We start from the raw sequence: 16935 nt of genomic DNA, 5'->3' as shown, positions 1-16935 counted from the left end.
TCGAGCGCCATTTGCTTTTCATAAGGGTGTAAATATGAAGCAAACATTATTGGACATGCGTTCCATTGTAAAAAGCTTTTCGGGTGTTCGTGCCTTAAATGGCGTCAGCATTCAGCTTGATCGTGGTGAAGTCTTGTCTATTTGTGGTGAAAATGGTTCGGGTAAATCCACCTTAATGAAGGTGTTAAGTGGCGTTTGGCCGTTCGGTTCTTACGAAGGAGAAATCTTCTTCGAAGGTAATCTCGTTAAGGCTTCGACGATTCGAGATACCGAAGCGCTGGGTATCGTCATTATTCATCAGGAATTGGCGCTCGTTAAAGAATTGTCGGTAATGGAAAATATTTTTCTTGGTAATGAGCTTGGTTCTTTTGCACGACTCAATGACGAGGAAATGCATCGTCGTACCTCGGAATTATTAGCTCGAGTGAAGCTCGATGTGTTGCCCGATACGCCAATACGAGATCTTGGCGTTGGTCAGCAGCAATTGGTCGAGATTGCCAAGGCGCTGAATAAAAACGTCAAACTGTTAATTCTAGATGAGCCAACTTCATCTTTGACGACAACGGAAATCGACATCCTGTTGAACATTGTCAGTGAACTGAAACAGCAAGGTATCGCGTGCATTTATATTTCTCATAAGTTGGATGAAGTGTTGGCCTTGTCTGATTGGGTCACCGTGATTCGTGATGGTGACCATATTGATACCAAAGCAGCGGCTCAGCTGACACAAAATGACATCATCAGCATGATGGTTGGGCGAGAGCTAGACGAGCTGTTCCCGCGAGAAGAACATAATATTGGCGAGGTAGTTTTACGCGTCAAACACGCCACCGCCAAACAAGCTGGCGCGACCCGAGCGCAAGTCGAAGATGTGAGCTTTGAATTACGTCATGGTGAAATTCTTGGCATTGCTGGTTTGATCGGTTCTGGTCGTACTGAGCTGATGCAGTGTCTTTATGGTTCTTACGATGGCGATTATGAAGCTGAAATTGAGTTAGAAGGTCAAACTGTCAACATTCGTTCCCAGCGGGTGGCGTTAGAAGCGGGCATTGCCATGGTGCCAGAGGACAGAAAACGTCACGGTATCGTGCCCATTATGAGCGTCGGTCGCAATATTACTTTATCCGTGTTGGGGAAATACTCTTCTTGGTTTGGTGCTGTGAATGAAGACAAAGAAAGTAATGACATCGACGACTATATTGCGCAGCTAAAAGTCAAAACGGCGTCCGCTGATTTGTCGATTAAAAACCTCAGCGGCGGCAACCAACAAAAAGCCATTATCGCCAAATGTCTATTAACCCACCCCAAAATTCTGATTTTAGATGAGCCAACTCGCGGCATCGACGTGGGCGCGAAATATGAGATTTATAAGCTGATGTTTGCCCTCGTTAAACAAGGTATGTCGATCATCATGGTGTCGTCTGAATTGTCCGAAGTAATTGGTATAAGTGACCGAGTCTTGGTGATGCATGAAGGGCGCTTAAAAGGACAATTTGACCATCAAGGTTTGACCCAAGAAATGATTATGAATTGCGCGATCAAAGAAGGTGTAGCAAATGTTTAAAACAATAAAAACCAGTCAATTACAATTGTTTGCGATGTTAGCGGCGATGCTGCTGATTGTCGTCTTCTTTTCTAATGCGACCGATGGCGCGTTTATTTCGCCACGGAATATTTCGAACTTGATTCGTCAAACGGCCATTGTGGGCGTGCTCGCTATTGGCATGGTGTTTGTCATCATCAGTGCCGAAATCGATTTGTCGGTTGGTTCTATGATGGGCTTATTGGGTGGGATTGCAGCGATTTTGGATGTTTGGTTTAACTTTCCGATTTTACTTACCGTGTTAGTAACCGTCGTCGCGGGTTTAGTCTTAGGCTTGTTTAATGGCTGGTGGGTGGCGTATCAACGCGTGCCTTCTTTCATTGTCACCTTGGCTGGGATGCTGGCGTTTCGCGGTATTTTGGTGGGTTTGACTGATGGTGCCACGGTTGCACCAACGTCTAGTTCACTGGCGATCATTGGTCAAAGCTATATTCCGTCAGGTTGGGGCATTAGTGTTGTGGGTTTGTTGTGCCTAGGTTTGGTGGCAAAAGTCTATGCTCGACGTAAGGCAAGAAAACAACACGGTGTTGAAAATAAAGCGGCAAAGTTTGAATACGCAAAAGCTTTCGTGGCGGTCGCTGTCTTGCTCGTTTTGCTCTATGCCTTAGAAAGTTATCGAGGCATTCCAACGCCTATTTTGATTATGGGTGGATTAATTCTTATTGCCACTTATGTTGCCAAGCGAACTGCGTTTGGTCGTCGTGTCTATGCCATTGGCGGCAATATCGAAGCGACTCGCATGTCTGGTGTGAACGTCGAACGAACCAAAATGTTGGTGTTTGGTTTTAACGGCATGATGGTCGCTGTCGCGGCTTTGATACTGACATCTCGGCTTGGTGCGGGTTCTCCAGCAGCCGGAAATATGGCGGAGCTGGATGCCATTGCTGCCTGTGTGATCGGCGGAACCAGTTTGGCTGGCGGCGTTGGCGCAGTGTTTGGAGCCATCATGGGCGCACTTATTATGGCGAGTTTAGACAACGGCATGAGCATGCTCGATGTACCGACTTTTTGGCAATTAATCGTCAAAGGCATGATTTTATTACTCGCTGTTTGGCTGGATGTGAAAACCAAGAAAGCGCAGTAAAACTTCGTGCGCGAAAGTTGGATAGGTTTTGTAGGCCTGATGAGGGAGGTACGACCGTGATCAGGCGTGAGACGTTACGTATACCGTTAACCGTCAGATCACGCCTTCGTTCCTCGGCTGATCTGACCTACAAGATCCACAGAAGTCGTTTAGCAATAATTATGACGATTAACAAGATGAAGGATATTTTTTAATGTATATAGGCATCGACCTCGGCACCTCAGGTGTCAAAGTGATTTTAATGGCGCAAGACGGAAACGTCGTAGCAAGCTGCTCATCGCCTTTGTCAGTATCTCGGCCGTTTGATCTTTGGTCTGAGCAAAGTCCAGAAGACTGGTGGCAAGCCACGGACTTAGCCATGTTGCAGTTAGCGGCAGAGCATGATTTGCAGGGCGTTAAAGCCATTGGCTTATCGGGCCAGATGCATGGCGCTACATTATTGGATAAAAAAGGCGATGTATTAAGACCTGCGATTTTATGGAATGACGGTCGTTCCCACGAAGAATGTTTGTTATTACAAAGACGCTGCCCAGAGGTGCAGGCGATTACCGGTAATTTGGTTATGCCAGGTTTTACTGCGCCTAAACTGCTTTGGGTGAAACAGCATGAGCCAGAAATTTTTGGACAAATTGCAAAAGTGCTATTGCCAAAAGATTACCTGCGCTTTCGTATGACAGGTGAGTTTGCGACCGACGTTTCTGACGCCTCTGGCACGTTGTGGCTAAACATGGAGCAACGCTCTTGGAGTGACACCATGTTGAGTGCTACAGGATTAACGGCCGAGCAAATGCCAAGCGTATTTGAAGGATCTCAAATCACTGGTGTGATTTATGATGATTTAGCAAAACGTTGGTCTATGCCGCTTGTTCCTGTTGTAGCTGGTGGTGGCGATAACGCTGCCGGCGCTGTAGGCATGGGCATTATATCGTCTGAGCAAACCATGTTGTCGCTTGGTACATCAGGAGTTATTTTTGCAGTAAGTGATGGCTTTACGGCCAATCCCGCGGCGGCTTTGCATAGTTTTGGACATGCTATTCCTAATACTTGGCACACTATGTCGGTGATGTTGAGCGCCGCGAGCTGTATTAATTGGGTGACAAAATTAGCTCAGTTTAGCAGTGTTGAAGCCGCTTTATTAGCGGCTGAAAATCGAATGGATCACGACAATAGCCTCACTTTTCTGCCGTATTTAAGTGGAGAAAGAACACCACATAATGATCCCAATGCGAAGGGTGTCTTTTGGGGAATGACCCATGAAACTACCGCAGCGGATCTTGTTCATGCAGTACTGGAAGGTGTGACCTTTGCTTTGCTGGATGGCTTAGACGCAGTGCGTTCTGCACAAAATATCAATGAAAGTATTGATGTTATCGGTGGTGGTGCGAAAAGTACTTATTGGTTACAAATGTTGGCTGATGTGTTTGACGTGCCAATAGATTACCGCGCAGGTGGCGAAGTTGGCCCTGCACTGGGTGCTGCCCGATTGGCTGCGATAGGTTATCAAGGTCAAGAGGTATTAAGCGAAGTTTGTGCAAAACCAGCGCTAATTCAACGTTATCTGCCGAACCACACTGGTGCCGCTCGATATACTGAAAAACGCGAGCGTTTTCAGGCGTTATATCAAAGATTAAAAGGACTTTAATGAGTAAGAGCGGTGTCTTATTGCACCGCTCTTTTTTACAGGCTTTCTTTCATTACGATTTCTGTTATTCCCTTTCTGATTTTTATCATTCTCTAGAACTAATGGGCTCTCAGGGGGTATTATCGAGCCAGCAAAAATAAAAATTAGAGACGCTTTTGTATGTTTGAAAAACGCTACCGACTTAACCTAGTGTTCAATGCTAATAAGGTTTATGACCGACAAGTCATTGAAGGTATTGGCGAATATTTACAAGCCGCGCAATGTGACTGGGATGTATACTTTGAAGATGATTTTCGCTCTCGTCTTGATGCGCTAAAGCATTGGAAGGGGGACGGCATTATTGCCGATTTTGATAACCCTGAAGTCGAAGAAATCTTAAAAAATACTAATATTCCTACCGTGGCAGTTGGTGGTTCTTATCATCATAAAAAAGATTATCCTCGTTTGCCTTATGTGGCGACGGACAACGCGGCATTAGTGCGTTGTGCATATCAGCATTTGAAACGCAAAGGTTTACCTCAATTTGCTTTTTATGGCTTACCAAGTACGGTTTATAGTCGTTGGGCAAGTGAGCGAGAGCATGCGTTTGTCGAACAAGTTCGCTCTGACGGATTTGAACCTCATGTCCATCAAGGTTTCTGCACGTCGGCTGAAATCTGGGAAACCGCTCAACACGAGCTAGAAACTTGGTTAACGAATCTGCCTAAACCCATTGGCATTATTGCCGTCACTGATTCCCGTGCACGTCATTTATTACAAGTCTGCGATCATTTGAATATTTTGGTGCCGGAGCAAGTTGCCATTGTTGGGATCGATAACGAAAGCATGGCGAGGTACTTAAATCGCACCGCTTTGTCTTCTGTTGAACAGGGCAGTAAGCAAATGGGTTATGAAGCCGCGAAAATGCTGCATCGTATGTTGTTAGGTTATTCCGTGGAAGACTCGCTGGTGGTGGTCGATCCAACTGGTATTGCCGAAAGACAATCGTCTGATTATCGTGCTTTGCATGATCCTTATGTCATTCAAGCCATGCATTTTATTCGTCACAATGCCTGCCGAGGTGTGAAAGTGGCGCAAGTAGTGGATTACATTGGCATATCAAGAACTAACCTAGAAACCCGCTTTATCGACGAAATTGGCTGCTCAATGCACGAACAACTGCATATGACCAAGTTTTATCGCGCCTGTGAATTGATCACTTCGACCAATTTGCCGTTTGATGAAATTGCCCGAACCTGTGGTTATCCATCGGTGCAATACATGTACACAGTGTCACGCAAAAACTTGGGGATGACGCCAGGGGAATACCGAGTGTCATCACGTCTTGGTAAAGAATCTTAAAAGGTATTTTTCAAAATGCAGCGCTCAAAAAAATAGGAAAATCAGACATTAGAAAAAACTCTTGATGCATTTTATCGATGTCGTTCAGTATACTTCCTGAAATGGTATTGGATTCTAAGTAGTTGTTTTCCTGATAAAGACGAGCGGTAAGCGCTTGATCTATTTATCTTTGTTTGGAAAACTTGGCGGCTAAACAATTCAATCAAAACGATTCATGAATGGGGAGTGTAAGTTTGTCTGCGACAATCAAAGACGTTGCGTTACGGGCTGGTGTATCAACAACTACCGTATCTCATGTTTTGAATAAAACGCGTTTTGTAGCCAAAACGACACAAGAACGTGTTTTCCAAGCCGCCGAAGAGCTGAATTATGCTCCGAGCGCGGTAGCACGCAGCTTAAAGGTTAAAAATACTAAAAGCCTTGGTATGTTAGTTACCACCACTTTGAATCCCTTTTTCGCTGAATTGGTCAACGAAGTAGAGAAGTGCTGTTACCGAGAAGGTTACAACCTTGTGCTTTGTAATACCGATGGCGAGCTCGAAAAAACCAATTCCTATCTACGAATGCTGACGCAAAAACGTGTTGATGGCATTTTAGTCATGTGTTCCGCCTATGATGACTCGCTGTTTAGCTCTTTGATCGGACAGCGTAATTTGCCCATGGTAGTCATGGATTGGGGGCCATCTGATGATTATGTCGATCGCATTCAAGACAACTCGGTAAAAGGCGCGCATTTGGCGATTCAGCATCTAATTGAACAAGGTCATAAGCGCATTGCTTACATTGGTGGCCCATTAGAAAAGTTACCGGCGAAGCAGCGTTTAGACGGCTTTATGGAAGCGATGGAGCAAGCCGATTTAGCCATCCAAGACGATTGGGTGATTGAATCCGACTTCGAATTTGAAGGTGGAAAATTGGGAATGCGCCAATTATTATCCTGCCATAATTTGCCTAGCGCTGTGTTTGTTGCCAATGATGCTATGGCGATGGGCGCTATGAGTGAAGCGCAATTGTCTGGTGTTAAAATTCCACAACAATTGTCTATCATTGGTTACGATAATTGTATGTACTCTGCTTATTTTAGCCCGCCATTAACCACCATCAATCAGCCCAAAGAGCGATTAGCCGAATTAGCGATCAGCACCATGATTGAGCGGATTGAGAATCCTCGTCAAGAAGGCAAAATGATCATGTTAGAGCCAAACTTGGTGGTTCGTTCGTCGGTGGCTGCTGTTTCTGCAGAATAGCTCCGATTTCTTGTTATTTTCTGTGTATTTTACTTTCAGCTTTTTGAACTCTCTGCTCGATTCTAGACTGAAAACTCGTTTTAAGGTTGAGAAAAGAGCTTGTAAGAAGTCTTTTTATATAGAAAAGTCCTTATAATTCAGTTGCTTGATTGTTTGTAGTTAAATTACACCAGATTTTCGTGATTTTATCGTCTTAACTGTTTGATAAATAGGGTTTTTTTCTTATCGGTCAAGAATTTATTGACAAGCTCCATGTGCTTAATATAAAAATAGCAAACGATTACGCAATCGTTTGCTATTCGAATATTTTAATAAAAATAAGCATACCGGAGACATACAATGAAAAAGAAAACCTTCTTGAAATCTTGCCTTGCCGCAACATTATTGACCTTGGCTAGCACCAGCGTTTTAGCTAGCAATGGTTTGATCGCCATCATTACTCCATCTCATGACAATCCATTTTTTAAAGCCGGTGCCGAAGGCGCGGATGCGAAAGCAAAAGAATTGGGTTATGACACCTTGGTTGCTTCTCATGACGGTGATGTAAATAAACAAAATCAATTGATTGAAACAGCGATTGCTCGTCAAGCCAAAGCGGTTATTTTGGATAATGCTGATGCAGACGCAAGTATTGGTTCACTAGAGCGTTTGAAAAAAGCTGGCATCCCAGCTTTCCTATACGACCGTGAAATCAATAAAACCGGTATCGCCGTGACTCAAATCGTATCGAATAACTTCCAAGGCGCACAGCTAGCAGGTGAAAAATTCGCCGAGTTGATGGGTGAAGGTGGTGAATACGTTGAGCTATTAGGACCTGAATCAGACACCAATGCGCAAGTGCGTAGTGAAGGTTTTCACGACATTCTTGATAACTTCCCTGAATTCAAAATGGTTGCTCGTCAGTCTGCCAACTGGAGCCAAACCGAAGCGTTCAGTCGTATGGAGTCGATCTTACAAGCGAATCCAAACATCAAAGGTGTGATTACGGGTAACGATTCTATGGCGTTGGGTGCAGAAGCTGCATTGCAGGCTGCAGGTCGTAAAGACGTCTTCATCGTAGGTTTTGATGGTCTTGATTACGTAAGAGATTCCATCATTAAAGGTTCTAACATCAAAGCAACCATCATGCAGCCAGCATACGCTCAAGCTCAACGCGTTGCTGAACAAGCAGATCTATACATTCGTACCGGCTCAACAGGATTGCCAGAAAAACAACTAATGGATTGTGTATTGATTGATAGTTCTAATGCGAAAAATCTAAGTAACTTCGCGCTAAAAAAATAACAACCTGACTCGAAGCTCTCATTTTTGAGAGCTTCGGCTCCTTGGGTATCATTATGTCTTATAAAAAAATCTTTCAATTTATCGGGCTCATTGCGTGCCTTAACTTGCTGACAGCCTGTACCGTTACGGACTTAGACGCTGACGGCAATCCTATTATTCCTAAAGATCCTAATGCCGCGGTTAGCTTTGCAGACTTCACCTTGTCTGAAGTGGCCGATCAGCTTTGGGAACCAAAAGTCTTCCCAGAAGCAACACAAGAATTCACCCCTTGGGAAAGTATTAAATCCCGGTTGGATGCGCAGCAAATTGACACCAAGCAAAGCTTTTTTGTCCGTTTAGATGGCACTATCGAAAGTGTTGATTTAGGCAAAATGAGAGGTGCGATAACGATTAAAGTGGGCGATACCAATATCGATCTGCAAGTTGGTCGCATAATCAAAGGCAATGCGATTCGTGACGCGTCTAAATACGTTTTGTTTGATGATTTTAAAAACCAGATTCGTTTCGCCCAAATTTCACGAGAGTTTAATAATCGTGCCATGGCATCGGTTGGCGAGCCAGACTCTAGTTGGGTAGGCGAAAAAGCGACTGTCATTGCTGCGATTACCATAGATCAAAATACCATCAGTGATGCTGTGCCAATGCAGATTATTCGTGGAGGCAAATGATGAGCCAAGCTAACGCAGACATCGTCATTCGCGCCGAAAAAATCTCCATGATTTACCCCGGCACTATCGCGTTAAACGAAGTTGATTACCGAGTTTATCGCGGCAAAGTGAACGTCATCATAGGCGAAAATGGCGCGGGTAAATCCACTTTGATGAAAATTCTGGCGGGTGTTCAGCAGCCAAGCAAGGGCACTATTTATCTAAACGATGAAGCCGTGTCTTTTCAGCATACTCGTGATGCCGCCGCCAAAGGTATTGGCATGGTTCACCAAGAGCTGAATCTGTTTGGCAACTTAACCGTCGCTGAAAATATCTTCTTGGGACGAGAAAAACAGCATGGTCTGATGCCGCTTGATACCGCGGAACAGCATCGAGTCACGGCCGAACTAATGGCACGTCTTGATCAAGACATCGCGCCATCTGAATTGCTGTCTAACTTGAAAGTTGGCCAGCAGCAGTTAATCGAAATTGCCAAAGCCTTGGCCGACGAAGCAGATGTGCTGATTCTGGATGAGCCGACGTCTGCGCTGAGTAAAACCGAGGTCGAGTTGCTGTTTAAAGTAATTCGAGACTTAACTGCTCAGGGCGTTTCCATTATTTATATCTCTCATCGATTAGAAGAACTGATGGCGATTGGCGATCACATTACGATTTTACGTGATGGGCATTTCCAGTCTGAAGCGGAAGTAAAAGACATCGATGTGCCTTGGATTGTCAGAGAAATGCTGGGTAGCGATCCTGTATCTAATTTCTTGAAACCAGGTCGTGAATTTGGCAAGCCAGTGTTGGATGTTAAAAACATCAAACTGATCAATGAAATGGGTCACACCTTGGTTGATAACGTATCGATGGATGTGAAATCCGGCGAGATTGTTGGCGTTTACGGACTCATGGGCGCAGGCCGAACTGAACTAATGGAATGTCTACTTGGCTTGCAGGAATACTCAGGCGAAGTAGAGATTGCGGGGCATAAAGTGCCTGCCAAAATGGACACCAGCGATCGCATTCGTTATGGGATTTGTCTTGTTCCTGAAGATCGTAAAAAGAACGGCATTTTCCCCATTTCGTCAGTCAGCAATAACATGACGATTTCTAGCTTATGGCGTCGACTCAAGCATCGTTTTTCGATTGATGAAAAAGCCGAAGCCGAAGCGGTAACGTCCGCCATTGGTGATTTGTCTATCAAGGTATCTTCTCCTGATATTGAAATACGTGCATTAAGCGGTGGTAACCAACAAAAAGTGGTGATTGGTCGAACCTTGTTAACCAGTCCGAAAGTTTTGTTATTGGATGAGCCGACTCGTGGCATTGATATTGGTGCCAAAGGCGACGTATTTAAAATGATGGTGAAGCTTTCTGAGCAGGGGATTGGTGTGTTGTTTTCGACTTCCGATCTCAAAGAAATCATGGCTGTTTCTGATCGCATTCTGGTGATGTCCGGAGGCAAATTAACCGCCAATATCGCTCGCTCTGAAGCAACAGAATCTGCACTTGTGTCAGCAAGCGCGCAAGGACTTTAATATGAAAACTTCTCAAAATACTGCATCTCAACACTCGTCTGTTTTTTCCGGCGAAAGCTTGTTGTTACTGGCGTTAAAAATGCGCACATTCATCGCGTTGTTTTTGATTCTGGCATTTTTTACCTTCATGGTACCGGGCTTTTTGGCGGCCAGTAGTGTTGTCATTATGGTTAAGCACATTGCCATCAACGCCTTTTTAGCACTTGGCATTACCTTCGTCATCATCACCGCAGGTATCGACCTTTCAATCGGTGCGATTCTTGGCTTCTGTGGCATGGTTGCTGGCTGGTTGATTACCAAAGGTATCGTGTTACCTATGTTTGGCATCGCTATTTTTCCAAGCGTTTGGCTGGTTGTACCTATCGTCTTGGTTATCGGTGGTTTGATCGGTGCGATAAATGGCATCTTGATAACGCGTTATAATGTTGCACCTTTCATTTGTACCTTGGGCACCATGTATATCGTTCGTGGCGCGGCCATGTTGTTGTCTGGCGGTGAAACCTTTACCGGTTTGGCAGGTAATGAACAGCTTGGTAATACGGGCTTTGAATTAATTGGGGCGGCGAAATTATTGGGTCTGCCTTATGCGATTTGGATGATGTTTATCCTTGCTGGTGTGATTGCCTACATCGCCAAAAGAACGCAATTTGGTCGTCATGTATTTGCCATTGGTGACAACGAACATTCTGCCGAATTGTCTGGTGTGAAAGTGCGTAGCGTCAAAGTTTGGGTTTACACCATTTCAGGTCTTTGTGCTGCTATTGCTGGCATCGTGGTGTCTTCGCAATTGGTCGCAAGTCATCCAGCAACGGGCGTTGCATTTGAGATGAACGCTATTGCCGCCGTGGTATTAGGCGGAACCTCTTTGGCTGGTGGCCGCGGCACTATCATGGGAACGCTGATTGGCGCTTTCGTTATTGGTATTTTGGCCGATGGTTTGGTGATGATGGGCGTGAGTGAATTTTGGCAAATGGTGATTAAAGGTGTGGTGATTATTCTTGCTGTCATCATCGACCAAAAACAAAGTCGCTTGCAGCATAAAGCCGCCATCGTGCAGCAAAAATAGATTATCAATATTTGCTTTCAGCCTATCTGTAATTAGGGAAAAAACATGCTAAAAAATATAGATCCTTTATTAAGTGGTGAATTACTGAACGTGCTACGCACAATGGGCCACGGCGACGATATCGTTTTGGTTGATCGTAATTTTCCTGCTGCTTCTATGGCTGCTGGAAAGCCGGTTATTCGTTTAGATGGCGTGAATGTTATTCAAGCTGCCAAGGCGATTTTATCGGTATTGCCATTAGATACCTTCGTTGATCAACCTGTGACGCGTATGCAAGTGGTTGGTGAAGACGAATCTGTGATGCCAGAAGTTCAGCAAGAATTCGCGGTAGAGTTAAAAGCTGCCGACAGTGACAACGCTGAAATGGGTTCGTTAGAACGCTTTGCTTTTTATGAAGCGGCTAAACAAGCCTATGCTTTTGTTGTGACTGGCGAAGGCCGAGGTTACGGCTGTTTTCTATTGAAGAAAGGTGTGATCTTTTCTTAATATCTCTTAGTCGAACGCAACACTAAAAAAACACAGGGCAGCTTTCGTTGGCCTGTGTTTTTTAGTTTTAAGCTGCTTAACTTTTATCTAACGGCTTATTTGAACTCTTATTTAAAGATGTAGCCATTCACCATGTTTTCTAGCATTTCTTGGCGACCAGAAACTGGCTGAGGATCGATGTTGTTTTTCTCAGCGTACGCCGCAAGGTCTTGCAAAGTATGCTTGCCCGCCAAAATGTCTGCACCTAAAGAGTCGTTCCATTTGGCATAACGCTGATCAACAATGTTCGCCAATTTTTCATCTTCGATCATTTTCACCGCGCGTTCTAATGACAACGCCAAAGTGTCCATCGCACCAATGTGACCGTGGAATAAATCTTCAAGATCCATAGATTGACGGCGTAGCTTGGTATCGAACATGTAGCCGCCCGTTTTGAAGCCACCCGATTTTAGAATCTCATAAGTCACGAGCGTGTATTCTTCCACACTAGTTGGGAATTGGTCTGTATCCCAGCCCAGCTGAGCATCGCCTTGGTTGGCGTCAACGGAACCAAGAATGCCCAAGGAACAAGCTGTGGCGATTTCATGGTGGAAGCTGTGACCTGCCAAGGTCGCGTGGTTGGCTTCAATATTGACCTTGATCTCTTTTTCAAGACCAAACTCTTTTAAGAAGCCATACACAGTCGCAGTATCGTAATCATACTGATGCTTGGTTGGCTCAGCTGGTTTTGGCTCGATCAACAAAGTGCCTTCAAAACCGATTTTGTATTTGTGCTCGACCACCATTTGCATGAAGCGACCAAGCTGAGCGCGTTCGCGTTTTAGATCGGTATTCAATAGGGTTTCATAGCCTTCACGGCCGCCCCACAGAACATAGTTCTCGCCTTTAAGTGCTTTGGTCGCATTCATCGCATGAAACACCTGAGTCGCCGCGTAAGCGAAGATTTCAGGGTTAGGATTGGACGCTGCGCCAGACATGTATCTTGGGTTGGAAAAGGCATTCGCCGTTCCCCACAATAGCTTGATGCCAGTGGCTTCTTGCTTGGCTTGAAGAACGTCGACCATTTGCGCAAAGTTATTAATGTATTCTTTGATCGAGCGGCCTTCTGGGCTGACATCCACATCGTGAAAGCTATAATAGGGAACACCCAATTTAGTGAAAAATTCAAACGCCGCGTCGGTTTTTAGCTTCGCCGCTTCCATTTCTGATGCGGCTTTAAACCAAGGGCGATCAAAGGTATTCGCGCCAAAGACATCGCTACCTTGCCAACAGAACGTGTGCCAATAACACACCGCCACGCGTAAATGCTCTGCCATGGTTTTGCCCATCAGCATCTTGTTCGCATCGTAATGTTTGAAAGCAAAAGGGTTGCTTGAATCCGCGCCTTCGTATTTGACAACGGGCACAGTTTTGAAAAATTCGCTCATATTAGAACTCCAGACTATTGTTATTTTTTATCCCTACGAATCATTGTTTGTTTAGGTGATTGCTTCAATTACGAAATTTTCTGAGCGCGTTATTGAATTTGTTGGGGAGGGTTGGGGCGCATAGTGAATAAGTACTTAGGAGGCATCGAACATATCGTAGAGGAAAATAAATATAGCTGATCAGTCATACTGTTTATTTTTGTTGAGGCCAAATCCACGCTCGTGGTGTCTGAAAAACAATTACGTTTTTGCTCATTTTTAGTGGTAGCTAGCCAGAAAGTCTTTTAGTATAAAATAATGGGCTACGGGTAAGAGAATAATGCGTATGTGCATTATTAAAAAATCTCTGGATGAACTGATAATAATGAGAGTAAATATGGATATAGAGGTTAAACTAATTGATATATTTCGAAGTCGTTCAGCTGGACCTTTTCTTTTCTTGGGATCTGGGTTTTCTAGAAGATATTTGGGCTTGGAGGACTGGAAAGGCCTCCTTAGTAAGTTCTGTGTGACAGGAAAGCCTTTTGAATATTACTTATCATCAGCAAACGGGAATTACCCAAAGGTTGCTGCATTGCTTGCTAAGGACTTCAATGAATATTGGTGGTCTGCTTCTGAGTATTCTAAGAATGTAGAGCGATTTAAATCAAAAATTATAGATGAAACGTCGGCACTAAGAATCGAGATATGTAACTATCTGTCTACTTTAGATCAATCTAAAGCTAAAGAATCTGAATATGCTGATGAAGTTAAGCTACTCTCGAATTTGAATGTTGATGGTGTAATTACAACAAACTGGGATATGTTTATCGAACAGCTGTTTCCAGAATATAAAACCTATATTGGTCAAGAGGAGCTTTTATTTTCCAATCCCCAAGAAATAGGTGAAATATATAAGATCCATGGCTGCTCAACACGCTCAAATTCTTTGGTTTTGACAGACCTAGATTATGACTCTTTTAATCAAAAAAACACCTATCTGGCGGCAAAGTTAATTACTTTGTTTGTTGAGCATCCAGTAGTATTTATTGGATATTCAATTTCGGATGAGAATATCAGTAGTTTACTTAAAGCTATATCCGGTTGTATTGGTCGAGAAAATATTGAGCAACTTAGAAAGAATCTAATTTTTATACAGCGACTTTCTGAAGGGGAAGAGCCAAACATATCTGATACATACGTCACTATTGATGGAATTCAAATCCCGCTTGTCTTGGTCAAAACCAACGACTTCCTTCCTGTTTATAAGGCAATCCATTCCACAAAGAGAAAAATACCAGCAAGAGTGCTGAGATACTGCAAAGAGCAATTGTATGAATTGGTGGCGTCATCTGAACCCGAGAAGAAAATATGTGTCGTTGATATTGATGAAATAGAATCTAAAGATGATGTTGAGTTTCTTGTTGGTGTTGGTGTTGCTCAGAGAGATGCTGTAGGGCCATCTCCCATTGGTTATGAAATTCTTAGTGCTAATGATCTTTTTGAGGATCTTTTGCACGAAAATAAAAAATATGATAATGAACAAGTTTTAACGCATGTGGCACCTAGGGCTTGTAAGTCAACGCCTAATGTTCCTGTATTTATGTATTTGCACAAGCTCGGCATTACTGATGAACAGGCTTACAAGGATTCAAAATTCAAATTGGATAAAGTTGTTTTTAGAGACCTTAAAAAATTAAAAGGGAACTCATACTCGAAGCCATATTTTCGGAATTATAGGCATATGGATATGAGACAGATACTTGAAGCTTGTACGCCTGAGAATGCTGCCGCATACATCCCTTTTCTAAGCCAAGACAAAATTGATGTCGGATTATTACATCAATTTTTAATTGAAAATGAAGACAAATTCGATTATGACGTTTCTAGTTATGCAAGTAATTTTAGAAAGCTTGCAACGGTTTATGATCGATTAAAATGGGGGTGGTAGCGTTATATAAACCATAGCAAATCGGAGGCTCTTTTTGTTTCAAAATTTTGGTGAGCGGGCACCACACCTTCACCCGAGTTCGTCGATTGTCCGCCTTGAAACGGGTTATCAAAGGTCACTAGGTGGTGTCGACGCTTACGAATAGGGTTTTAAGTAATTCGATAAAGTTGTCTTCTTGTGCTTGTCTTGAGGTGAAAAGTGCGACCATATACCGAATACGCCGTTTGGTTTTAGTTGTTGCCTATATCTTATTTTTCTATAGAGTTTCATCAATTATTCTTGTTCGGTTAAGCTGACTTTAAAAACTTAGATCGTGCGATCTATGAAATGTTGGTGGGATTAGACGTCTCAAGTAGTAATATTTATCACCAAAAAAACTCTGCTATGTCGCCGATTTTAACTACTCATGGCTTTGTTATAAGTATTCCGCTCAAACTTTGGAGTAAATCAAAATTATAAAAAATATAAAATCAGACCGCATAGAATTAATATCATCCTCAGCAGCTCATATTCGTATAGAGCTTGAAACGCCCCAGTTACTCGCGAAAAAACTAAATGCGAGGGTGTCAAATGATTGGCCTTCTGGTGAATATGACCGAGATGCAATGACGTTTTTTCTCTCATGTTATGAAATGGGTGGAGAAGACTCCCAAGGTTGGTATGGCTGGTATGCAATAAATATCGATCCTTTATCAGGAGAAAGATCTCTAGTGGGCTCAGGTGGTTATTTTGGGCCGCCTGACAGAAATGGAATGGTTGAGATTGGTTATTCTGTGCTTCCTGAGTGGCAGCATCGTGGTTACGCGACAGAAATAGTGAATGCGCTTATTTCTCATGCATCTTCTTTTTCAACCACAAAGAGCATCATTGCTCATACTGCCCCAGAGAATGAAGCGTCTAAAAAAGTGTTGATTTCTAATGGTTTTAGGGAAGTTGGAGTGAATGATGGCAATCTACGGTTTGAATATATTAGTTAATCAATTTTTTCAATTTATAGTGATTTTGTACGTATAAGCAAGCTATCACACTGGACGTTTTAGATTTGTCATGGTTTTTGAAAAAGCACTTAAATTAGTGCTAATTCAAAACTGCAATGAGCTGGGTACTACCCCTTCACACAAACATAAACCGAGTTGGTCGATTGGCCGCCTTGAAATGGGTTGTCAAAGGTCACTAGGTGGGAGTCGACGCTTGCGAATACGGTTTTAAGTAATTCGATAAAGTTGTCTTCTGGCGGGTTTTGGGACCACATGGCGAATACGCCGTTTGGTTTAAGTTGTTCTGCCATGCGTGATAGGTTTGCTGTGGTGTAGAAGCCGGCGTTGCTTGGGTTGAGGAATTCGGTTGGGGAATGGTCGATGTCTAGCAAGATGGCATCGAATTTTTTACCAGTATGGCTTGGGTCAAATCCTGTACTTGGATCTGTAGCTAGGTCGAAAAAGCTGCCAAGTACATAACGGTTACGTTTGTCTGCGTTGAGTATTTTACCCAGTGGCACGAGTTCTTTTTGGTGCCAGCTGATGACGGTTTCTAACGCATCGACCACAAGCAGTTCTGCAATTCGTTTGTCTTTAAGTGCCGCTACGGCGGTATAACCTAAGCCTAGTCCACCGACAACAACACTCAAATTTTCGCCT

Annotated in this window: 14 protein-coding genes; 12 read left to right on the top strand and 2 right to left on the bottom strand. The window is 43.5% G+C overall.

The window, feature by feature from the left end; all coding sequences use genetic code 11:
• The first annotated feature begins 34 nt into the window (after positions 1–34).
• The 10 genes from TY87_RS21270 to TY87_RS21225 all read left to right on the top strand — a co-directional run bounded on the left by TY87_RS21270 (position 35) and on the right by TY87_RS21225 (position 11941).
• A complete protein-coding gene (locus tag TY87_RS21270; RefSeq protein ID WP_100188601.1) occupies positions 35–1564 on the top strand; it encodes a xylose ABC transporter ATP-binding protein in 1530 nt (509 codons plus the stop codon).
• Positions 1557–2687, top strand: coding sequence for a sugar ABC transporter permease (locus TY87_RS21265; RefSeq protein ID WP_100188584.1), 1131 nt, complete (start codon positions 1557–1559; stop codon positions 2685–2687). The genes TY87_RS21270 and TY87_RS21265 overlap by 8 nt, the downstream gene beginning before the upstream one ends.
• A 193-nt stretch (positions 2688–2880) precedes the next feature.
• Positions 2881–4329, top strand: coding sequence for a xylulokinase (xylB, locus tag TY87_RS21260; RefSeq protein ID WP_100188583.1), 1449 nt, complete (start codon positions 2881–2883; stop codon positions 4327–4329).
• 159 nt (positions 4330–4488) lie between these two features.
• Positions 4489–5670, top strand: coding sequence for a XylR family transcriptional regulator (locus TY87_RS21255; RefSeq protein ID WP_100188582.1), 1182 nt, complete (start codon positions 4489–4491; stop codon positions 5668–5670).
• A gap of 233 nt (positions 5671–5903) precedes the next feature.
• Positions 5904–6917: a substrate-binding domain-containing protein gene (locus tag TY87_RS21250; RefSeq protein ID WP_232617209.1), complete on the top strand. Its 1014-nt coding sequence runs from the start codon at positions 5904–5906 to the stop codon at positions 6915–6917.
• Positions 6918–7256: 339 nt separating this feature from the next.
• Positions 7257–8201 carry a D-ribose ABC transporter substrate-binding protein gene (locus TY87_RS21245; RefSeq protein WP_100188580.1) on the top strand — a complete coding sequence of 315 codons (945 nt, stop codon included), beginning with the start codon at positions 7257–7259 and terminating at the stop codon, positions 8199–8201.
• A gap of 53 nt (positions 8202–8254) precedes the next feature.
• A complete protein-coding gene (locus TY87_RS21240) occupies positions 8255–8869 on the top strand; it encodes a DUF2291 family protein (protein ID WP_100188579.1) in 615 nt (204 codons plus the stop codon).
• A complete protein-coding gene (locus TY87_RS21235) occupies positions 8869–10389 on the top strand; it encodes a sugar ABC transporter ATP-binding protein (protein ID WP_084122501.1) in 1521 nt (506 codons plus the stop codon). Before TY87_RS21240 ends, TY87_RS21235 begins: the two co-directional genes overlap by 1 nt.
• A gap of 1 nt (position 10390) precedes the next feature.
• Positions 10391–11455, top strand: coding sequence for an ABC transporter permease (locus TY87_RS21230; RefSeq protein WP_072840864.1), 1065 nt, complete (start codon positions 10391–10393; stop codon positions 11453–11455).
• Between the two features lie 45 nt (positions 11456–11500).
• Complete coding sequence (locus tag TY87_RS21225) at positions 11501–11941, top strand: RbsD/FucU family protein (protein WP_012069578.1); 441 nt, start codon at positions 11501–11503, stop codon at positions 11939–11941.
• 107 nt (positions 11942–12048) lie between these two features.
• Here TY87_RS21225 and xylA read toward each other — a convergent pair whose 3' ends face one another.
• The gene (gene xylA / locus TY87_RS21220) at positions 12049–13368 is read right to left on the bottom strand and encodes a xylose isomerase (RefSeq protein ID WP_100188578.1); all 1320 of its coding nucleotides are present in this window, start codon (positions 13366–13368) and stop codon (positions 12049–12051) included.
• Positions 13369–13744: 376 nt separating this feature from the next.
• Between xylA and TY87_RS21215 the strand changes: the two genes are divergently transcribed.
• Together TY87_RS21215 and TY87_RS21205 are read left to right on the top strand one after the other, a co-directional pair.
• Complete coding sequence (locus TY87_RS21215) at positions 13745–15298, top strand: SIR2 family protein (RefSeq protein WP_100188600.1); 1554 nt, start codon at positions 13745–13747, stop codon at positions 15296–15298.
• Positions 15299–15861: 563 nt separating this feature from the next.
• The gene (locus tag TY87_RS21205; protein WP_269777527.1) at positions 15862–16275 is read left to right on the top strand and encodes a GNAT family N-acetyltransferase; all 414 of its coding nucleotides are present in this window, start codon (positions 15862–15864) and stop codon (positions 16273–16275) included.
• Positions 16276–16403: 128 nt separating this feature from the next.
• Here the strand turns inward: TY87_RS21205 and TY87_RS21200 are convergent.
• A partial coding sequence (locus TY87_RS21200) for a spermidine synthase (RefSeq protein ID WP_100188577.1) occupies positions 16404–16935 on the bottom strand: 532 nt, incomplete at its 5' end.

Source organism: Marinomonas sp. BSi20584, from assembly GCF_002792415.1.
Lineage (GTDB): Bacteria > Pseudomonadota > Gammaproteobacteria > Pseudomonadales > Marinomonadaceae > Marinomonas > Marinomonas polaris.
This window is presented reverse-complemented; position numbering and strand designations above follow the sequence as displayed.